This window comes from Neorhizobium sp. JUb45, assembly GCF_004343585.1.
In the GTDB taxonomy this organism is placed as follows: Bacteria; Pseudomonadota; Alphaproteobacteria; order Rhizobiales; family Rhizobiaceae; genus Neorhizobium.
This window is the reverse complement of record NZ_SLYW01000004.1, coordinates 1-19,127: the sequence shown is the minus strand read 5'-3', so window position 1 is coordinate 19,127 and position 19,127 is coordinate 1. Positions and strand designations below refer to the sequence as shown.

The window sequence follows — 19,127 nt, the reverse complement described above, 5'->3', positions numbered from 1 at the left end:
AGTCAAACCTCATGCGTTTTCCTGCTCTTTGCCGGCTGGCGCTTCTATCGGCTTACTTCAAAAAACCATTCGTCTTGAGAAAGTCGTCCGACACTGCCTTGGCCGGTTCACCACCCAGCTGAACGCGACCGTTCAACTCCTGCAGCGTGACGAGATCGAGCTTTTCGAAGACGGGCTTCAGCAGGCTTTCGATCTGCGGATTTTCCTTCAAGACCTTTTCGCGGATGATCGGCGACGGCTGGTAAACCGGCTGCACGCCCTTGTCGTCTTCCAGCACCACAAGACCGGACGGCGCGATGCCGCCATCTGTCCCGTAGACCATGGCCGCATTGGCACCGCTGGTCTGGTTGGCGGCGGCGGCGATGGTGGCGGCTGTATCACCACCCGAAAGAGTGATCAGTTGTTCCGGCTTCAGGGTAAAGGCGTAGGTCTTCTGGAATGCCGGCAGGGCTGCGGCGGAATTGACGAATTCCGAAGAGGCGGCGAGTTTGACTGTGCCGCCACCGGCAACGTATTTGCCGAAATCGCTCAAGGTGACGAGTTTGTTGGCATCCGTCACATCCTTGCGCAGCGCGATCGCCCAGGTGTTGTTGGCCGGCGATGGTGTCAACCAAACGATCTTGTTGGCATCGTAGTCTAGCTTCTTGGCCTGCTCATAGGCCTTGGCGGCATCGTTCCAGCCGGCGTCACCACCGCTCTTTTCGAAAAAGAAGGCCGCATTGCCTGTATATTCCGGGTAGATATCGATTTCGCCAGCGGTGATCGCCTTGCGGACAACGGGTGTTGCACCGAGCTGGATGCGGTCGGCCGTCTTGATTCCATTGGCATTCAGAACCGAAAGAATGATGTTACCGAGAACACCGCCTTCGGTATCGATTTTCGATGATACGACGACCTGCGCCTGAGCCTGCCCGAAGGCGAAGGAGGCGGCGAGAAGCACCCCGGCAAATTTTGTCATCATGCGCATGAAAACTATTCCTTCCCTCAGGGGCTCGTTCAGCGGCCCGGTTGTCGCTCAGTATCATTCGACTACGGAAACACGTTTCCGTCTCGGCATGGTTTTGCAATTAGGTCGCGGCTTGCGAAAAAACAGGCTGCGTTACCTTAGCCTCCCGAAAAAGCTCCGCACGAAAACTTGACTTTTGGTCCCAAGAATATGGTTCTATCGACGGATCGGGCAGCGATCCGTGCCACCGTTCACGGTACATGCATGATCGCCATTTGCCCTCCGATCAAGGAGACTGTCATGGATCAACAATCCAGTTCCGCCCCCACAGCGGACATGCCGCGCAAAAGACCCGAACTTCCCGCCTGGACTTTTCGTGTCGTCGAGGCTGCGGACGTGAGACCAAAATTGCGGCGGGTCTGGTTCACCGCCGAGGGCATCGAGGCACTTCAATATAAACCCGGTCAGGACGTTGTGCTGTTTCTGCCGCTCGAAAACGGCGAACTCGGCCGCCGCCACTACACGATCCGCGGCATCGACCGTGACAAAGGCACTGTCGCCATCGATTTCGTCATGCATGGCAATACACCGGGACCGAATTTTGCAGGCAACTGCAAGCCGGGCGACACGGTCGAAGTCAAGGGACCGCGTGGCCGCGTCGTGTTCAATCCGGAAGCCGACTGGCACCTGTTTACCGGCGACGAAACCTGCCTGCCGGCGATCTACCACATTCTGGAAACAGTACCGGCCGGGACGAAAGCCTATCTGTTTCTGGAGGTGCAAGGTCACGAAGACGAGGAAGCAATCACCACAGAGGCGGATGCCAATATCGAATGGCTACATCGTGGTGACGCGCATCCGGGGCCAAACAGCATCGTGCTCGATCGGCTCTCGAGCTTCGACCTGCCGCAAGGACGTGGTCATGCCTATATCATCGGCGAAACGAGCAATGTGCGGGCCCAGCGCCATCACCTGATCGCGCGTGGCCTGGGACGCGACCAGATCGCCTCGGAAGGTTATTGGCGTCCGGGCCGCAACGGCGGCCACGATCACGTCGACGACTGATAAAGCCAGACACGACAAAGGCGCCGCATATTTTTGCGACGCCTGAAACAATCCGTCCTCTCACCGATCAATGACCGCGCGGATCATCCGGCTTGTTGTCGTCGGACAGGATACGCCAGGCGGCGCCATCGAGATCCTCATACTGGCCGGAGCGCAAGGACCACAAGAAGGCGCCAAGCCCCAATGCACCCAGAAACAGCGCCACCGGTATGAGGTAGATCAGCATGTTCATGCGGTTCGAGCCCCCGGCGAGATTTCCAGTTCTGCATCCTGGGCGACTGCCCTCTCGCCCGCCCGCACATGATTCAACCGCAGCGCATTGGCGACGACGATCAGCGACGAAGTGGACATGGCGACGGCCGCGATCAACGGAGTGGCGTAACCGGCCAGCGCGATCGGCACGGCGATGACGTTGTAACCGATGGCAAGCCCGAAATTCTGGCGGATCAAGGTGCCGGCACGCCGCGACATTTCATGCGCGAAAGGCACGGCGGCAAGGCTTTCGTGCATGAACACGAAATCTGCCGCCTGACGGCCGATATCCGCAGCCGTTGCCGGCGCCATCGAGACATGGGCAGCGCGCAGGGCCGGTGCATCATTGATGCCGTCACCGACCATCATCACCTTGCGACCGCCCTCGGCAAAGGCAGATACGGCATCGGTCTTGCCGCGTGGAGAAAGATCGGACTGCCATGCGTCGATCGAAAGCCGCTTCGCAAGGCGCTCGACCACGGCCGCTCTGTCCCCCGACAGAATTGCGGTCGACATGTTTTTCGACAGAAGTTCCCGCATGGCCGCTTCCGCACCGGACCGCGCGCGGTCTTCGAAACGGAAAGCGGCAAGTTCTGCGCCATCAACCGACAGGACCACCTCGGACGAGGCCGAAGCACCGGCTGAATTTTGATCGCAGGCGAAACGGCGGCTGCCGAGGCGGTAGGTTCGACCGCCGGAAAAGCCTTGCAGCCCCTCGCCCGGCCTTTCTTCGACGCCCTCGAAAAACGGCACCGAACCTGTGTGGCGCGTGTAAAGCGTCTGCGATAGCGGGTGGCGCGAATGGGCGGCGAGACCGGCTGCCATCGACAGATGCGAGGCGTCGATTTCGCCGCCATTGAGCAGGCGCGGACGGCCGACCGTCAAAGTGCCGGTCTTGTCGAAAACGATCATTTCGACCTCGGCCAGACGTTCCATGGCGGAACCGTCCTTCACCATGATGCCGTTCCTGAACAGGCGGCCGGCGGCCACGACCTGCACGACCGGAACAGCAAGGCCCAGCGCGCAGGGGCAGGTGATGATCAGCACGGCGATGGAGATCAGCATCGCCTGTTTCCAGTCACCACCAAGAAGGCCCCAGGACAGGAAGGCCGTTATGGCAAGCAGATGGACAGCCGGCGAATAAAATTGCGCGACACGATCGGCAAGTCGGCGATAACCGGCACGGCTGCCTTCGGCGGCTTCCATCAGCGACATGATTTCCGACAGAAACGAATCCCTGGCAGCAGCCGTCGCCTGTAGGACCAGCGAGCCGGTGAGGCTGAGCATGCCGGCCTGAACACTGGCACCCTTCGTGACGGGATGTGGTGCGCTCTCGCCATTGACGATCGACACATCGAGATCGCTGGCACCGCTTTCAACAATGCCATCGACCGGGATTCGTTCACCGGCGGCAATGGCGATGCGATCTCCCGGTCTGATATCCGAAACCGGACGGTATTCGCGCACGTCATCAGCGCCGAGCACCATCGCTCCACGCGGCGACAGGCGCGCTAACCCGCTGATCGAGGCACGCGCCCGCTCCCGCATGATATGGTCGAGCGTGCGGCCGATCAGCAGGAAAAACAGCAGCGACACCGTCGCATCGAACCAGGCGTGGTGGCCGTGATGCATGGTTTCCCAAAGCGACACACCATAGGAAAGGGTAATGGCCAGCGCGATCGGCACATCCATATTGGTGCGGCCGCGGCGAATGACATTCCAGGCGGACTGGTAGAAAAAGCGGCCGCCATAGATCAGCGCTGGAGCCGCGATCATCGCCGAAATCCAGTGGAACATGTCGCGCGTCGAGGCATCGGCACCGGACCAGACCGATACCGACAGGAGCATGATGTTTGCAGCCGCAAAACCACAGACGGCGACACCGCGCAGCAGCTGCGATTTCAGCGCGTCGGCGGCTTCCTCGGCGTCGTTGAACAGATGCGCCGAATAGCCCGTGGAGGTGACGATGGTGCGGACGATCTCAACCGGATCGGTTGTCTCACCGTCAACGGATTCATGCCAGAGGACGGACACACGTTTGGTCGACAGGTTCACCCTTGCCTTTTCGACGGCCGGCATAGCGCCCAGCGCCTTCTCGATCGTGGCGATGCAGGCACCGCAATAGACGTCCGGTACGCCAAGATCAGTCTGCTTCATGCCATTGCCCAGATCACGGGCGGACAGCAGCAATTCTTCGGTGGAAGGCAATGCGCCCAGAAGATCGAGCGCACCTTCAGTCCCAGGCGCACAGCAGCTCATGACCGCTCTCCGTGGACGGCGATCCGGCGTGTCTGGTGCAGGATCGGATTGCCGCCGCGCGTCGCCACCGCCTCGATGATCCAGTGACCGGGCCGGATGTCATGCTGGGCCGTGAAGATGCCCTGCGCCTGCGGTTCCAGCGTCAGGGTAAAATCCTGACTGTCACCGACCGGCCGCCGGAATGACAGGACAAGCGTATCGGCGGCAACGGCGCCATCCGGATCCGAAACCTCGTAACGGACGGAAGTACCATCGATCTTCAGATTTCCGATCACGCCCGTGGCTGCGAGCGCGCGCTCTGCGGCAACCTTGGCGTTGAACTGCTGGCTGGCGACATAGGTGTTCGGCACAACCAGGCCGCTCCAGCTGCTCACCGCCTTATAGGCCATGAAGAAATTGACCGAAATGATGACACCGAAAAACGACAGCATGATCGCCAACATGTGCCAACCGGTCAGGGTAAAGGGCTTCTTCTCGGCGCCGATCATTTTTTTCCTCCTGGCGTGTTGAACGTGGCATTGTAGGCGTCGCTCTCATGGCTGGAGCGATCCTCGGCGATGAAGCGGAAATCACGCACCGGCGAAGCCTTTGCATCGCCATCGGGCGGTAACGTCACGAAGACGCGAAGCGCCATCGCCTTGTCCGGTTCGGCCGGAATGGCAACGATGTTGCCGGGAACATCCGTGATGCCGACAACACGCATGCTTGCCTGCGGCAGGCCGTCGAGCGACAGCATGATGGTGCGCGGCTCCGGCACCATGTTGAGAAGCCGGACCGTGTAGCCGTTGCGGATCGACCCGTCCGATTCCAGCACGAATTGCGGATTGCGGTCATGCACGACATTGAGCTGCAGCCGGTCACGCGTCAGAAGCGCATAGACCAGCCCCAGTCCGATCAGGGCCCAGATGCCGAAATAGATCAGCGTACGGGTGCGAAAGATCACCTGCCAGTGGAACTCGCGGATGCGATCAACGAAAGACCCATCGGAATTACGAACGCGGGCCGGCTCGATAGCGGTCTGGCCACCATTGGTCGCCAGCGCCATGTTGCCATCGTATTCGTCGAGCGTGGCATAGGCGATCAGGCCGCGTGGCTTGCCGATCTTGTCCATGACGTTGTCGCAGGCATCGATACAAAGCGCGCAGGTGATGCAGGCCATCTGCTGACCATCCCTGATGTCGATGCCCATGGGACAGACCGCCACGCAGGCATCGCAATCGACACAATCGCCAACCGACTGACCGCCGGCTACCATTTTCTTGGCATGACGGCTACGCGGCTCTCCCCGCCAGTCGTTATAGGTGACGACCAGTGAATGCTCATCCAGCATGGCGCCTTGGATACGGGGCCAGGGACACATGTAGATGCAGACCTGCTCGCGCATCAGCCCGCCGAGAATATAGGTCGTGGCGGTCAGGGTCGCGACGGTCGAATAGGCAACGATCGCCGCCTGACCCGTGACGAAATCGAATGCCAGACCGGGCGCATCGGCAAAATAGAAAATCCAGGCGCCGCCTGTCAGCACCGCGATTGCCAGCCAGATCGCGTGTTTTGTCACGCGTTTGGAGATCTTGGCGAAGGTCCATGCGCTGGCGTTGAGCTTGATCTGAGCGTTGCGATCTCCATCAATAAAACGTTCGACGGCCAGGAAGAGGTCAACCCAGACCGTCTGCGGACAGGCATATCCGCACCATGCCCGCCCCACCGCCGATGTCAGCAAAAACAGACCCAGCCCTGCCATGACCAGCAGGCCGGCGACGAAGAAAAATTCCTGCGGCCAGATCTCGATGAAGAAGAAATAGAACCGTCGCGCCGACAGATCGATGAGCACCGCCTGATCGGGCGCGTGCGGACCACGATCCCAGCGGATCCATGGCGTCAGGTAATAGATCGCCAGCGCCACCACCATGAACAGCCATTTGAAGCGGCGGAAGCGGCCCTTGACGCTTTTCGGAAAGATCTTCTGGCGCTTTTCGTAAAGCGGTTCCGATGGCGGAACCGGACCGGAGCCGCTTCCGGAGCCATTCCCCGGTCCTCTGGCGCCGCCAGCGGGCTGGAGGTGGTTTGCCGTATAAAGGTTCATGGGACGATCCACTTCTTGTTCCGCCCTTTTCCCACCGCGGCCCATGGCAAACCTTGACCTAGGTCAAGTTTCGGGTGCGACAGAATTGACAAATGAGAAGGCCGCACCTTTCAGCAAAGCGCGGCCCAAGGATTGCAACAGAGAAAAATCCGCTCCGTTCCTGCTTATTCGCCACCACCCAGCGAATGGATGTAAACGGTCAACTGCTTGACGGTGTCGCTGCTCAGACGGGCCTGCCAGGCCGGCATGACACCATGTTTTGGCGCACGAACCTGTTCGGCGATTTCCGCTTCCCCATTGACCTTCAACCAGATGGCATCGGCCAGATTGGGCGCACCAAGCTCACGATTTCCCCTGGCATCCTCGCCATGACAGGAGGAGCAGTTGTCGAGAAAAATCTGCTTGCCGGGTTCGACCAAGGCAGCATTTTTTGGGGTGCCGGTCAGGCTGCTGACATAGGCGGCGACCTGACGGATTTCGTCCGGCTGCAGCATCTCTCCGAAGGCCGGCATGTCGGCAATCCGGGTGTCCGGATCGACGGCATCACGGATACCATGTGCGATCGTCTGCTGGATCGTGTCGAGATCGCCGCCCCAGAGCCAGTCGTCATCATTGAGGTTGGGATAACCGATACCACCGGCAGCACCCGAACCATGGCAGTTGGAGCAATTGACCTTGAAGGCGGATGCACCGCCGGCAATGGCAAACTGGTTCATCTGCGGATTGGCAACGATTTCCTGCAGCGAGGATTTCGAGATTTTCTCGATAATTCCGCCCTGGGCAATCTTTGCACCGGCACTTTCAGCCGCATATTCGGCTCGGCTGGAATAACCGAGAATGCCGGGTGTGGCTTGCGTCAGCATCGGCCATGCCGGGTAGAGGACGGTATAACCGAGAGCCCAGACAATACAGGCATAAAAAGTCCACAACCACCAGCGCGGCAGCGGGTTGTTCAACTCGCGAATGCCATCCCACTCATGACCGGTGGTTTCGACGCCGCTGATTTCATCGACATGTTTTTCGGCCATGGCTCAGTCCTCCTTCAGAGGGATATGCGCAGCCCTGTCCGCCGATGCCTTGCCGCCTGGACGCAGGGTGAAGAAGATGACGCCGACAAAAAACAGAGCCATGGCAAGCAGGCCCCAGCTATCGGCGAAGTGACGCATTGCTGTGTAGGTTTCCATGAGAGCCTCTCCTCAGCGATAACCGGTGGCATCGTCATAGGTCGAGAAATCGACCAGCGTGCCGAGCACCTGCAGGTAGGCGACGAGCGCATCCATCTCGGTCAACCGAGCCGGGTCGCCATCGAAATTGCCGACCTTGGCCTTGGGGTAGCGTTCCAGCAGGCCGGATGTATCGGCATCCGGATTGGCCTGTGCCTCCAGATCCGCCTTGGCGCTGGTGAGCATCTCTTCCGTATAGGGAACGCCGACGCGGCTGTTGGCCGTCAGCTCCATCGTGGCGTCAGTGACCTTGAGGTTCGTTTCCTTCAGGAAGGCATAGCTCGGCATAACCGATTCCGGCACGACCGACCGCGGATCGGTGAGATGCTGGACGTGCCATTCGTTGGAATAACGATCACCGACACGGGCGAGATCCGGCCCCGTGCGCTTGGAGCCCCACTGGAAGGGATGGTCGTACATGGATTCGGCCGCCAGGCTGTAATGGCCATACCGTTCGACCTCGTCACGGAACGGACGGATCATCTGGCTATGGCAGGCGTAACAGCCTTCGCGGATGTAGATGTTGCGGCCGGCCAGTTCGAGCGGTGAATAGGGACGCATCCCCTCCACCTTCTCGATGGTGTTTTCGAGATAGAAAAGCGGCGCGATTTCCACGATGCCGCCGATCGACACGACGAGCAGCGAGCCGACCAGAAGCAGGGTCGCGTTGCGCTCGATGAACTGATGTTTATCCATCAAAGACATGAGTTTCGTCCTTATTCGGCGGGCTGCAGGTTGGCCGAAGCCTGACCGGGAAGCCGTTCTTCGCGTTCATGGCCAAGAATGGTCATGGTGACGTTGAAGGCCATGATGATGCCGCCGGCGAGGTACATGGCGCCGCCGAGCGCACGCAGCAGGTAATAGGGGAACATGGCCGACACGGTTTCTGCGAACGAATAGACGAGGAAACCCTGGTCATCGTATTCGCGCCACATCAGACCCTGCTGGATGCCGGCAACCCACATGACGGCGGCGTAGACAACGATGCCGAGCGTGGCGAGCCAGAAGTGCCAGTTGACCATGGCAAGGCTGTAGAGACGCTTGCGGCCCCACAGTTTCGGCACGAGGAAGTAGACCGAGCCGAAGGAGATCATCCCGACCCAGCCAAGTGCGCCGGAATGGACGTGACCGATGGTCCAGTCGGTATAATGGCTGAGCGAGTTGACGGCCTTGACCGACATCATCGGGCCTTCGAAGGTCGACATGCCGTAGAAGGCAATCGCCATGACCATCATGCGCATGATCGGGTCGGTTCTGATCTTGTCCCAGGCGCCCGACAGCGTCATCAGGCCGTTGATCATGCCACCCCAGGACGGCATCCACAGCATGATGGAAAAGACCATGCCGAGCGTCTGCGCCCAGTCAGGCAGCGCCGTATAATGCAGGTGGTGCGGACCTGCCCAGATATACATGAAGATCAGGGCCCAGAAGTGGATGATCGACAGGCGATAGGAATAAACCGGACGTTCGGCCTGCTTGGGCACGAAATAATACATCATGCCGAGGAATCCTGCCGTCAGGAAGAAACCGACGGCGTTATGGCCGTACCACCACTGGGTCAGGGCGTCCTGAACGCCGGCAAAGGCGGAATAGCTTTTTACGCCCAGAAAGGAGACCGGCACCGCCAGATTGTTGACGATATGCAGCATGGCAATGGTGACGATGAAGGCGAGATAGAACCAGTTGGCCACATAGATGTGGGGTTCCTTGCGCTTCAGGATCGTGCCGAGGAAAACCAGCAAATAGGCGACCCAGACGATGGTGAGCCAGATATCGACATACCATTCCGGCTCGGCATATTCCTTGCCCTGGGTGATACCCAGAAGATAACCGGTCGCCGCCATGACGATGAAAAGCTGGTAGCCCCAGAACACGAACCAGGCGAGGCCGCCACCGAACAGGCGGGCGCGAGACGTCCGCTGGACGACGTAGAAGGAGGTTGCGATGAGAGCATTGCCACCGAATGCAAAAATGACCGCTGACGTGTGCAGCGGCCGCACACGGCCGAGCGTCAGGAAGGGCTCCAGATTGAGCACCGGAAACGCCAGTTGTAGCGCCACGAAAACACCGACCAGAAAACCGACGACGCCCCAGAAGACCGTGGCGATCGTTCCATAGCGGATGACTTCGTCGAAATAGCCGGACTGATCATCCCGGCTGCTTGCCCGGCCTGCGCCGGAGAAATCAACACGGCGCACAACGACGACCGTGCTGATGGCAAGACAGAAGAAAAGCACCCACATATGGGCGGCAAAAAGGTCATCATGGGCAAAGCCGGCGCCCAGAAGCGCAAGAAACGCCCCGGCAACCAACCCGCCAATGGTAATGGTATTGTTCATCGCGAACATCCCCCTGAAGCATATGACGGACGGCCGAACCGATGTTCAGCCGCCGCTCTCAGGCAGAAATGTCATTTGATGTGTTTAGCGACCTTGATTCAGATCAAGGTATGAGCCGCAGTTTAGAGAGGCTCTATCTTCTCTGAAGCGACAGGCGGCCATCCGCATCGACATGCGTGGTCAGATCGCGGTAATCGGCAATCGTCAGATGGCTGGTTTCAAGCGGATGCGCATGGGTGTGGCTGATCACGGCGACATCGGCGCCCGCCCCTTCACCTGCTTTGACGCCGGCCATGACGTCTTCGAAGACCAGCGCTTCGGCCGGGCTGATGCCGACACGTTCGGCACCGAGAATATAGCATTGCGGATTGGGTTTGCCGACCTTCACATCCTCGGCGGTCACCATGAAGCGCGGCTCGGTGATGCCGGCAGCCGCAAGCCGGCGCTTGGCCAGCATGATCGGCGAGGAGGTGACGATCGCCCATTTTTCCGGCGGGATCGACGCCAGAAATTCGATGGCGCCGGGGATCGGCACGACGCCTTCGACATCATCGATCTCACCCTGCAGAATGATGGCCGCTTCTGCTGCCGGGTCGACACCCGGAAGGTTTAGTTCGGTGATCGTGTCGATGCCACGCTTGCCGTGCATGGTCGGAAGGAATTTTTCGACATCCAGCCCATGGCTTTCTGCCCAACGTCCCCAGACACGTTCTGCCGACGCAATCGAGTTCAGGATGGTTCCGTCCATATCAAACAGGAAGGCATCATAGGTCTTTTGCGGCAGGGAAGCGGACATGCGGGATAACCTCGGGGGACAATGTCGGGACGTTCTGGATAGCGGGCCGCCGGGCAAGATGCAAACGCCGGCGGCGTTACTTGTTGTCGTCTCGCCAGCCATCCAGCCTTGCGCGCATCTGCCGGACGATATCGGCATCCGTTGCAAAAGCCTCTTTCGACTGGAAACCGAAAGCTGTGGCACGATCATCGGGATCTGCAAGGATTGCCCTGCGGCAGGATGCATGGACGTCGCCGACACCGCATCTCAGCAGGTGATCAACATTGTCGGGCCGCAAACCGCTACCGGGCATGATGCGGATTCGGCTGGCGGCCTTCTTCATGAGCCGGGTAATTTCATCGGCACCCTCTATCGCCGTCAGCCTGCCCCCGGAGGTTAGGATGCGCTCCATACCGAGGTCGATGGCCTGTTCGAGTGCGATATCCATATCCGGCACGAGATCAAAAGCACGGTGGAGCGTGACACCTGCCTCACCGGCAACGGTCTTGAGCCGCGCCAGCATGGCCGTATCGAGCCTGCCATCCTCTCGGCTCGCACCAATCACCACGCCGGCAAGGCCAGCCGTCAGGGCCGCGTCGATATCGGCGGCCATGGCCGCCTCGTCATCGGAGCCGAAGATAAAGGAACCGGCCCGCGGACGGACCAGCGCATGGACCGGGATCGGCGCGCGCGCTGCCAGAGCCATCAATCCCGGCGAAGGTGTCAGGCCGCCGACATCGAGCGCGGCACAGAGTTCGATTCGATCTGCCCCGCCTTCGATGGCGGCAGCGAGACCTGCCGGGCTATCGACGCAGACTTCGAGCAGAATGGTCATGCAGCGCCCTCGTTATGGCCCTCAACCCGGCCCTGTCGCGCCAGCACAGCCGCCCCCACCAGTCCGCCGTCATCCTGACGGATGGCAGGTATGACGATTGGATGGTCGAACCGGTTCAGCACGCGTTTTCGGACGGCTGCGTCCAATGCGGCAATCAATTTCGGTTCAGAGGCGAGACCGCCGCCGACCGGCACGATCGATGCACCGGTGATGTTCACCACCAGCGACAGCGGATCCGCGACCAATTGCAGGTATGCGGTCATGGTGCGATCGGCAGCCGGATCACCGCCCGACCATGCGTCAAGAATTTCATGGCTGGTGCTTTTGCTCCCATGCAGAAACTGGTGCAGACGCTCCATTCCGCGCGCGCCACCGATCGTATCAACACATCCGGACTGACCACAGCCGCAGGCGAAGCGTGGTATGAAAACCGTGTCACCGGCTCCGAAATCGACCGTCGTATTCAGCGCCGGGCCATGCCCCCATTCGCCGGTGACACCACCGGCACCTCTGATCAAACGGCCATTGATCGCCAACCCACCGCCGATACCGGTGCCCATGATGGCGCAGAAGACCACGGGATGACCGCGACCGACGCCCTCATTGGCCTCAGCAAGCGTGAAACAATCGGCATCGTTGGCGGCAAAAACCGGCCGGCCAAGAGCAATTTCGAGTTCGTTCGCCAGATGCCTGCCGGTAATGCAGGGAATATTGGCTGACGTCGCGGCACCATTTTTCGGATCGATCAGACCGGCAATCGACAGCGCCAGAGCTGCGTTGCGATGATCCGACGGGACATGCCGCACGATCAGTGACGATACGGTAGCCAAAAAGTCCGGCCACGAACCAACAGGTGTTTCGACGCGGTCGAGTATGCGCACCGTTCCGGGCTCCGGCGATGCTGCGAACTTCATGAACGAGCCGCCGATATCGATGGCATAAACCGGATCGGCCGCACCCATGCCGCCGTGATTGGAACTCTGCAACTGCGTCATTGCCGTGGGTCCAGCAGGTCACGCAATCCGTCACCGAGAATATTGAAGCCCAGCACGGTGACCATAATGGCAAGACCGGGAAACAGCGACATGTAGATGTTGAGGCCGAGATAGTTGCGACCGTCGCTCATCATCGCGCCCCATTCCGGCAGCGGCGGCTGCGCACCGAGGCCAAGAAAAGAAAGGCTGGCGGCCGACAGGATGACGGTACCGGCCGTCAGGGTGGATTGCACGATGATCGGCCCGACGGCATTGCGCAGGATATAATGCGTCATGATGCGGCGACGGGAAATGCCGAGCGACACGGCTGCTTCCACATATTCCATGCTTTTCAGCCCGAGCGTCAGGTTTCTGCTCAAGCGCGCGTAAACCGGCACGGAGAAGATGGCGATGGCAATCATCAGGTTCATCAGGCTGGAGCCGAGCACGCTGACGATGAGGATAGCGAGCACGATACCCGGGAAGGCAAACAGAATGTCCATCACCCACATGATGGCCTGATCGGCCATTCTGCTCGCCATGCCGGCAAAGATACCGAGCGGCACGCCGACAAAAACCGACAGGCCGACACTGAGAACCACTTCCAGAAGCGAGATGCGCGCGCCGTAGAGAACGCGGGCAAGGATATCGCGGCCATTGTCGTCTGTGCCGAAAGGATGCGCCCAGGACGGCGACATCATCGTCGACAGAAGATCCTGCTCGTAAGGGTCTGTCGGTGCAATGAAGGGGGCAAGGATGGCAGCCAGCACGATAAGGCCGACCAGACCGGCGCCAATGATGATGCTTCGATGTGCCATTGCCCAATAGGCTGTCCGGCACAGCGTTTGCGCCCACGATCGGCGCATAGTGGTTTCTGCGTCTGTCTGCAGGGCCATGATCAATCCAGCCTGATCTTGGGGTTGAGGACGGCGATCAGCAGCTCCGCCAGAAAATTCATCATCACCACGCCGGTAACGGCCACCAATGTGACGCCCTGGATAACGGGATAGTCGCGATAACGCACGGAATCGACCAGCAGCCGACCGATGCCAGGCCAGTTGAACACCGATTCGGTTACCACTGCACCGCCGATCAGGCTGCCGAAATTCAGGCCGATGATGGTGACAATGGGGATCATGGCATTGCGCAGCGCATGGCTCCAGTAAACCGACCCCGGTGCCAGCCCTTTGGCGCGCGCGGTGCGGATATAATCCTGCGCCAGCACCTCGATCATGCTCGAACGTGTCATGCGGGCAATCACTGCGGTCGGCAGAACGGCGAGCGTTACCGAGGGCAGGATAAAACTCTTCCATGACGCGGCGCCGAGCAGCGGCAACCAGCCAAGCCCCACCGAAAACGTGTTCATCGCCATCAGCGCCAGCCAGAAATTGGCAATGGAGGCGCCGACGATCGCCAGCAGCATGACGGCCTGATCCGGCCAGCCATGTCGATAGATCGCACCGATCATGCCGGCGGGCACACCGATGCTGATCGCCAGAAGATAGGCGCAGATGGCGAGCCCGATCGTATAGGGCATGCGCTCCGTGATCTCTTCGACCACCGGCAGTTTTGACTTGATCGACAGCCCCAGATCACCCTGCACGGCATTGGCTGCAAAATCCGCATATTGGACGACCAGCGTGCGGTCGAGCCCCAACCGCGTACGCATGTTGTCGACCGCTTCCTGCGTTGCCTCGGGTCCGGCCATCAGGCGTGCGGGATCGCCCGGAAGCGCCCGGATGGCGAGAAAAACCAGCAATGACACACCGATCAGGATCAGCGGCAGGGCCAGCAGTTTTCGGAGAATATAAGCTTTCATGCGCTTTCTCGGCAAAGAGGCGGTCGGGTTTTCCCGACCGCGATCTCATGCCCTACTTGCTGGCGTCTTTGACCACGACGAGACCACCTGGAATCATCCAGGCCCCGCTGACATTGGAGCGCGTCGCATAGAGATCCTGCTTGGTATAGAGCAGCACGTGCGGCGCCTGCTCGTTCACGAGCTTCTGGGCCTCGCCATAGATCGCATTGCGGGCCTTTTCATCCAATGTGGAAGCAGCCTTGTCGATCAGATCATCGAGTTTCGGATCGGAAAAGAAACCGAGATTGGCACCGGCCGGAGAAGCGCTCTTGCTATAATAAAGCGGGCGAAACTGCAGATCGGCGCCACTGACACCGGAAGACCAGGAAGCGATCGATGAGCTGATACCTTCCTTTTCCTTGCCTGCAGGGTCGAGGAAGGCGGCCTTCGACCAGACACCACCCTCCATGCGCTTGACCTCCAGCTTGACACCGGCCTTGGCCCACATGGCCTGCAGCAGTTCGCCGATGCGGGCTTCCTGCTCCTGCACGATCGTGGTCATCGAAAATCCATCGGGATAACCGGCTTCGGCTAGCAGCGCCTTTGCCTTGTCGATATCGTATTCATAAGGCGCCAGCGACTTGTCATAGCCGGGAGTGACGGGGGCAAGCGGCGAATTGGCCGGTGTCGCATAACCCTGCATGAACGCGCGCACCAGACCTTGGCGATCCGTCGCATAATTCAGCGCCTGACGGACTTTGACATCATCCAGCGGCTTCATTTTTGTATTCAACGACACCCAGAATACCGCCGAACCGTCAGAAGCGTTGACGACCATGTCGGGATTATTCTTGAGCTGGTTGGCAAAGGCTGGTGGTAAGGGATTGACGATATCGGCATCCCCCGTCTGCAGCGCCATGCTCATCACGGATGTTTCGGCAGTCCATGTCCACTTGATCTCGTCCGCACCTTTCGGCGCACCGCCCCACCATTCGGTGTTTTTTGTCTGCAGCACATATTCACCGGACTTGTATTCGGCGAGCTTGTAGCGGCCGGTGCCAACAGCCTTTGTTCCGATCGTGCCGGCAGCATCCGCCGTCGGGCTGACAATCAGGCAAGGTCCGGTGGACAGAAGCGCGATGAAGGCCGGATATTTTGTCTTCAGCTTGAACTGCACGGTTGAGGAATCGATCGCTGTCACGCTGTCCAGAAAGGTGCGCAGACGGCCGCTGGCGGCGAGACCGCGCTTGGTATCGAGATGGCGGGCAAAATTCTTCACCACGGCATCGGCATCGAAAGGCGTGCCGTCATGGAATTTCACGCCGTGACGCAATTTGAACGTCCATAGCAGACCGGATGCATCGGCCGTCCATTCGGTCGCAAGCGCCGGACGCAGAGAGAGATCCGGGTCGCGGCGCACAAGCCCCTCGTACATCGGATCGAGAACGGCTGCCGTGTAGGTGGCTGTCTGGTCACCGGGATCCATGGAGCGCGGCGCTTCGCTTTGCATGACCGTCAACGTGGCGGCCGCCGCGATAGCCGGCATTGCAAATGGCATGGACAGACCAACGGCAAGGGCACAGCCCAGAACCAGACGGCGGCGATGTTTATTGTCGATCATATTCATCCGTTCACCCTCTTGTTTTTCACTTTAAGCGGCGCACCGCCTTAGATCATTTTTGTTATTTATTGCCGTTGATTTGTTCATTTTGTGAACTTAGTGTCAAGTCACTCGTTTCCCGGACAACCAAACCATGCTCACCGCCTCCCACCGCCAGCTTCTGCGTGTCATCAGTGAATCCGGCCCCTTGAGCCGGACGGAGATGGCTGTCGCATTGGGTTTGAGCAAGGCGGCAATGAGCGGGCTTGCGCGGGATTTGATCGATCTGGGTGTTCTGCATGAGGCCGGTACGATCTATGGTCGGGGGCGCCCTTCGATACGGCTGGACCTGCAACCGGAATGGGCATTTTTTGCCGGCATATCGCTCATTCAGGATCCGGCACCGATGATCCTCTGCGATCTCGGCGGCAAGGTTATTGCCCAGATCGACATGCCGCTGTCGCGCGATCCGCAGACAATTGCGAGACTGATTGCCGAGCGATTGCCGGATCTGTTCAAGGCTCACCCGCATGCCGCCGCAAAGATCGGCGGTATCGGCATTGCCCTTTCCGGCTTCGTCGACGAGCGTCAGGCAACCTGTATCCAATCGACGCTGCTCAATTGGCAGGGCGTGCTTCTCGCGCAGATCATTCGCGAACATACAGGCATAGACACGTTCATCGAGAACGACGCCAAGGCGATTGCCGTTCATGAGAAACTTTTCGGCAGTACCCGCGACCAGCAGAATTTCAGCGTCGTCTCGCTCGGCGATGGCATCGGCTGCGCCCATGTGATCGACGGCAGGCTATACCGTGGGAACCATGGCGGCGCCGGCGAGATCGCTCATTGCACGGTGGAACCGGGCGGCGCACCCTGCCGCTGCGGCAAACGCGGTTGCCTGGACACTATTGCTTCCATGAACGCCATCAAGGAGATGGCGCGCGCCGAGGGTTTTGCCTGCACCTGCCTGTCCGATATCGAGAAGATCGCTTCAACCGGCAACGCTGCGGCGATCAATATTCTGCACCGCGCCGGCTCGGCACTGGGGCTTGCCATCGCCAATCTCATCCAGATGAACGACCCCGGGCTCATTCTCATCACCCATACCGAAGACGGCCTGCAGGGCCTTTTCGGAACCGTCATGCAGCAGGCAATCGAAACCAATGTCCTGCCGCGCTATGCCGGGCAGACGCCGATCCGTCTGCGCCGTGTCTCCAGCGATATCTGGGCGCGAGGCGCTGCCAGCATTGCAGCCCATAACTTTCTGATCGGCCCCAATATCAATTGAGCATCATATCGAGGTTTCCCATGCGCATTGCAGTCGGCGGCATCCACATCGAATGCAGCACCTACAACCCGGTTCTCAACGAGGAGAAGGATTTTCGCGTCACCCGCGGCGAAGAGCTGAGCAAAGCGCCCTATTTCGCCTTTCTCAAGGATTATGACGCCGAATTCCTGCCGACCATTCACGCCCGCGCGATTGCCGGCGGCCCCGTGGCGCGGGTCACATATGAAGCCTTCAAGGCCGAGTTTCTGGAACTCCTGAAGCCGCTTCTGCCGCTCGACGGGCTTTATCTCGCCATGCATGGCGCCATGTATGTGGAGGGAATGGAGGACGCCGAAGGTGACTGGATTTCCTCCGCACGCGAACTGGTCGGACCTGATTGTACCCTATCGGCGAGCTACGACCTGCACGGCAATGTCAGCCAGCGTATTCTCGACGCCCTCGACATGTATTCCACCTACCGCACCGCGCCCCATATCGACGTCGAGGAAACCATGCGTCGTTCGGTATCAATGCTGGTTCGCAGCCTGAAGACCGGAGAAAAACCGATCATCGTGTGGGCACCAATTCCAGTCGTACTGCCGGGCGAGCGCACCAGCACGGTCGATGAACCGGCAAAAAGCCTTTACGCCATGCTGCCGGAGATCGACGCCATGCCCGGGGTATGGGATGCATCGCTGATGGTCGGTTACGTCTGGGCCGACGAACCGCGGGCAAAAGCCTGCGCGATCATGACCGGGACCGACCGCGCCGTTCTGGAACGCGAGGCGAAACGTGTGGCTCAGGCTTACTGGGATGTACGCGAACAATTCATCTTCGGTTGCGAAACCGGTTCCATTCAGGAATGTGTCGATAAGGCAATCACCAGCAGTACAGCTCCCGTCGTTCTGGCAGAATCCGGTGATAACCCGACCGGTGGCGGCGTGGGCGACCGGGCCGAGGTTCTTGCTGCGCTGATTGCCGCCAATGCGCAGGGCGTCATTTTTGCCGGCATTGCGGACAGAGCCGCAACAGAGGCCTGCTACGCGGCCGGTATTGGTGCTGTGCTCGACCTTTCAGTCGGCGCATCATTGGACGCGATCAACAGCAAGCCAATTCATGTCGGCGCAAATGTCAAATTCCTGTCAGAGGCACAAGATCCTGCTGACAGGCAGGCCGTGGTCGTGATTGGCGGCATCGAACTTGTGCTTTCCGCCAAGCGACGTCCGTACCATTATCTCGCGGATTTCGTGCGTCTGGGACTCGATCCGCACGGCGCCAAAATCATCGTGGTGAAGTCGGGATACCTTTCCCCCGAACTGGCTCCAATCGCCAATCCCAATCTGATGGCGCTGTCTCCCGGTGTTGTGGATCAGTTCGTGGAGCGACTTTCCAATGACCTTCGAAACCGGCCTACCTATCCATTCGAGACCGATTTTTCCTACACGCCCCAGGCTTTGTCGACGGGGCGTTCGATCAACCGCTGAAAGAGTTGTTTCCCAGAACGACAAAAAGCCCCTTACGGGGCTTTTATGGTTGTTTGGAGACACTTGTTTTGACCGCACCCCGTTGCTGTGGTGCGTTTGTATTCTGGCTATTTGTTTTTTGGGAGATTGATTTTGGTTGCGGGGGCAGGATTTGAACCTGCGGCCTTCAGGTTATGAGCCTGACGAGCTACCGGGCTGCTCCACCCCGCGACGAGCACAAACCGAAG

Annotated in this window: 18 protein-coding genes and 1 tRNA gene; 3 read left to right on the top strand and 16 right to left on the bottom strand. The window is 59.6% G+C overall.

The features are described from left to right. Window positions 1-52: 52 nt before the first annotated feature. Window positions 53-961 carry an ABC transporter substrate-binding protein gene (locus EDF70_RS16835; RefSeq protein ID WP_281033623.1) on the bottom strand — a complete coding sequence of 303 codons (909 nt, stop codon included), beginning with the start codon at window positions 959-961 and terminating at the stop codon, window positions 53-55. Between the two features lie 285 nt (window positions 962-1,246). Here EDF70_RS16835 and EDF70_RS16830 point away from each other — a divergent pair, with 285 nt between their 5' ends. Further along, the gene (locus EDF70_RS16830; protein ID WP_132275965.1) at window positions 1,247-2,011 is read left to right on the top strand and encodes a siderophore-interacting protein; all 765 of its coding nucleotides are present in this window, start codon (window positions 1,247-1,249) and stop codon (window positions 2,009-2,011) included. A 67-nt stretch (window positions 2,012-2,078) separates the two neighbouring features. On the opposite strand, the gene ccoS is transcribed toward EDF70_RS16830, so the two are convergent. The 14 genes from ccoS to EDF70_RS16760 form a co-directional block, all read right to left on the bottom strand. Continuing rightward, window positions 2,079-2,243 (bottom strand): cbb3-type cytochrome oxidase assembly protein CcoS, encoded by a 165-nt coding sequence (gene ccoS, locus EDF70_RS16825; protein WP_132275963.1) that lies wholly within the window; start codon window positions 2,241-2,243, stop codon window positions 2,079-2,081. Then, window positions 2,240-4,522, bottom strand: a complete 2,283-nt coding sequence (locus tag EDF70_RS16820) for a cation-translocating P-type ATPase (protein WP_132275961.1) — start codon at window positions 4,520-4,522, stop codon at window positions 2,240-2,242. Before EDF70_RS16820 ends, ccoS begins: the two co-directional genes overlap by 4 nt. Continuing rightward, window positions 4,519-5,010, bottom strand: a complete 492-nt coding sequence (locus EDF70_RS16815) for a FixH family protein (protein ID WP_132275959.1) — start codon at window positions 5,008-5,010, stop codon at window positions 4,519-4,521. Before EDF70_RS16815 ends, EDF70_RS16820 begins: the two co-directional genes overlap by 4 nt. Continuing rightward, window positions 5,007-6,605 (bottom strand): cytochrome c oxidase accessory protein CcoG, encoded by a 1,599-nt coding sequence (gene ccoG, locus EDF70_RS16810; RefSeq protein WP_132275957.1) that lies wholly within the window; start codon window positions 6,603-6,605, stop codon window positions 5,007-5,009. Before ccoG ends, EDF70_RS16815 begins: the two co-directional genes overlap by 4 nt. A gap of 164 nt (window positions 6,606-6,769) precedes the next feature. Further along, entirely contained in the window at window positions 6,770-7,633 is an 864-nt protein-coding gene (gene ccoP / locus EDF70_RS16805; protein WP_132275955.1) for a cytochrome-c oxidase, cbb3-type subunit III, read from the bottom strand. A 3-nt stretch (window positions 7,634-7,636) separates the two neighbouring features. Next, window positions 7,637-7,789, bottom strand: a complete 153-nt coding sequence (locus tag EDF70_RS16800) for a cbb3-type cytochrome c oxidase subunit 3 (RefSeq protein ID WP_132275953.1) — start codon at window positions 7,787-7,789, stop codon at window positions 7,637-7,639. Window positions 7,790-7,801: 12 nt separating this feature from the next. Beyond that, a complete protein-coding gene (ccoO, locus tag EDF70_RS16795; protein ID WP_132275951.1) occupies window positions 7,802-8,533 on the bottom strand; it encodes a cytochrome-c oxidase, cbb3-type subunit II in 732 nt (243 codons plus the stop codon). An 11-nt stretch (window positions 8,534-8,544) separates the two neighbouring features. After that, window positions 8,545-10,167 (bottom strand): cytochrome-c oxidase, cbb3-type subunit I, encoded by a 1,623-nt coding sequence (gene ccoN / locus EDF70_RS16790; protein ID WP_132275949.1) that lies wholly within the window; start codon window positions 10,165-10,167, stop codon window positions 8,545-8,547. A 133-nt stretch (window positions 10,168-10,300) separates the two neighbouring features. Then, window positions 10,301-10,963, bottom strand: a complete 663-nt coding sequence (locus tag EDF70_RS16785; RefSeq protein ID WP_132275947.1) for an HAD-IA family hydrolase — start codon at window positions 10,961-10,963, stop codon at window positions 10,301-10,303. 76 nt (window positions 10,964-11,039) lie between these two features. After that, a complete protein-coding gene (locus tag EDF70_RS16780; protein WP_132275945.1) occupies window positions 11,040-11,777 on the bottom strand; it encodes a copper homeostasis protein CutC in 738 nt (245 codons plus the stop codon). Continuing rightward, complete coding sequence (locus EDF70_RS16775; RefSeq protein ID WP_132275943.1) at window positions 11,774-12,772, bottom strand: ROK family protein; 999 nt, start codon at window positions 12,770-12,772, stop codon at window positions 11,774-11,776. The genes EDF70_RS16780 and EDF70_RS16775 overlap by 4 nt, the downstream gene beginning before the upstream one ends. Next, entirely contained in the window at window positions 12,769-13,569 is an 801-nt protein-coding gene (locus EDF70_RS16770; RefSeq protein WP_245519215.1) for an ABC transporter permease, read from the bottom strand. The genes EDF70_RS16775 and EDF70_RS16770 overlap by 4 nt, the downstream gene beginning before the upstream one ends. An 80-nt stretch (window positions 13,570-13,649) precedes the next feature. Next, entirely contained in the window at window positions 13,650-14,570 is a 921-nt protein-coding gene (locus EDF70_RS16765; RefSeq protein ID WP_132275941.1) for an ABC transporter permease, read from the bottom strand. Window positions 14,571-14,622: 52 nt separating this feature from the next. Continuing rightward, window positions 14,623-16,170 (bottom strand): ABC transporter substrate-binding protein, encoded by a 1,548-nt coding sequence (locus EDF70_RS16760; RefSeq protein ID WP_165932052.1) that lies wholly within the window; start codon window positions 16,168-16,170, stop codon window positions 14,623-14,625. A 133-nt stretch (window positions 16,171-16,303) separates the two neighbouring features. Between EDF70_RS16760 and EDF70_RS16755 the strand changes: the two genes are divergently transcribed. Beyond that, a complete protein-coding gene (locus tag EDF70_RS16755; protein WP_132275937.1) occupies window positions 16,304-17,437 on the top strand; it encodes an ROK family transcriptional regulator in 1,134 nt (377 codons plus the stop codon). 20 nt (window positions 17,438-17,457) lie between these two features. Further along, window positions 17,458-18,900, top strand: a complete 1,443-nt coding sequence (locus EDF70_RS16750; protein ID WP_132275935.1) for a M81 family metallopeptidase — start codon at window positions 17,458-17,460, stop codon at window positions 18,898-18,900. 133 nt (window positions 18,901-19,033) lie between these two features. On the opposite strand, the gene EDF70_RS16745 is transcribed toward EDF70_RS16750, so the two are convergent. Continuing rightward, window positions 19,034-19,110: transfer RNA gene (locus EDF70_RS16745), tRNA-Met, on the bottom strand. Window positions 19,111-19,127 lie beyond the last annotated feature (17 nt).

What these genes read in the sequence shown, in the direction of transcription:
- EDF70_RS16835 (WP_281033623.1), bottom strand. Translation starts at nt 961, where the DNA reads ATGATGACAAAATTTGCCGGGGTGCTTCTCGCCGCCTCCTTCGCCTTC.
- EDF70_RS16830 (WP_132275965.1), top strand. Translation starts at nt 1,247, where the DNA reads ATGGATCAACAATCCAGTTCCGCCCCCACAGCGGACATGCCGCGCAAA.
- ccoS (WP_132275963.1), bottom strand. Translation starts at nt 2,243, where the DNA reads ATGAACATGCTGATCTACCTCATACCGGTGGCGCTGTTTCTGGGTGCA.
- EDF70_RS16820 (WP_132275961.1), bottom strand. Translation starts at nt 4,522, where the DNA reads ATGAGCTGCTGTGCGCCTGGGACTGAAGGTGCGCTCGATCTTCTGGGC.
- EDF70_RS16815 (WP_132275959.1), bottom strand. Translation starts at nt 5,010, where the DNA reads ATGATCGGCGCCGAGAAGAAGCCCTTTACCCTGACCGGTTGGCACATG.
- ccoG (WP_132275957.1), bottom strand. Translation starts at nt 6,605, where the DNA reads ATGAACCTTTATACGGCAAACCACCTCCAGCCCGCTGGCGGCGCCAGA.
- ccoP (WP_132275955.1), bottom strand. Translation starts at nt 7,633, where the DNA reads ATGGCCGAAAAACATGTCGATGAAATCAGCGGCGTCGAAACCACCGGT.
- EDF70_RS16800 (WP_132275953.1), bottom strand. Translation starts at nt 7,789, where the DNA reads ATGGAAACCTACACAGCAATGCGTCACTTCGCCGATAGCTGGGGCCTG.
- ccoO (WP_132275951.1), bottom strand. Translation starts at nt 8,533, where the DNA reads ATGTCTTTGATGGATAAACATCAGTTCATCGAGCGCAACGCGACCCTG.
- ccoN (WP_132275949.1), bottom strand. Translation starts at nt 10,167, where the DNA reads ATGAACAATACCATTACCATTGGCGGGTTGGTTGCCGGGGCGTTTCTT.
- EDF70_RS16785 (WP_132275947.1), bottom strand. Translation starts at nt 10,963, where the DNA reads ATGTCCGCTTCCCTGCCGCAAAAGACCTATGATGCCTTCCTGTTTGAT.
- EDF70_RS16780 (WP_132275945.1), bottom strand. Translation starts at nt 11,777, where the DNA reads ATGACCATTCTGCTCGAAGTCTGCGTCGATAGCCCGGCAGGTCTCGCT.
- EDF70_RS16775 (WP_132275943.1), bottom strand. Translation starts at nt 12,772, where the DNA reads ATGACGCAGTTGCAGAGTTCCAATCACGGCGGCATGGGTGCGGCCGAT.
- EDF70_RS16770 (WP_245519215.1), bottom strand. Translation starts at nt 13,569, where the DNA reads ATGGCACATCGAAGCATCATCATTGGCGCCGGTCTGGTCGGCCTTATC.
- EDF70_RS16765 (WP_132275941.1), bottom strand. Translation starts at nt 14,570, where the DNA reads ATGAAAGCTTATATTCTCCGAAAACTGCTGGCCCTGCCGCTGATCCTG.
- EDF70_RS16760 (WP_165932052.1), bottom strand. Translation starts at nt 16,170, where the DNA reads ATGATCGACAATAAACATCGCCGCCGTCTGGTTCTGGGCTGTGCCCTT.
- EDF70_RS16755 (WP_132275937.1), top strand. Translation starts at nt 16,304, where the DNA reads ATGCTCACCGCCTCCCACCGCCAGCTTCTGCGTGTCATCAGTGAATCC.
- EDF70_RS16750 (WP_132275935.1), top strand. Translation starts at nt 17,458, where the DNA reads ATGCGCATTGCAGTCGGCGGCATCCACATCGAATGCAGCACCTACAAC.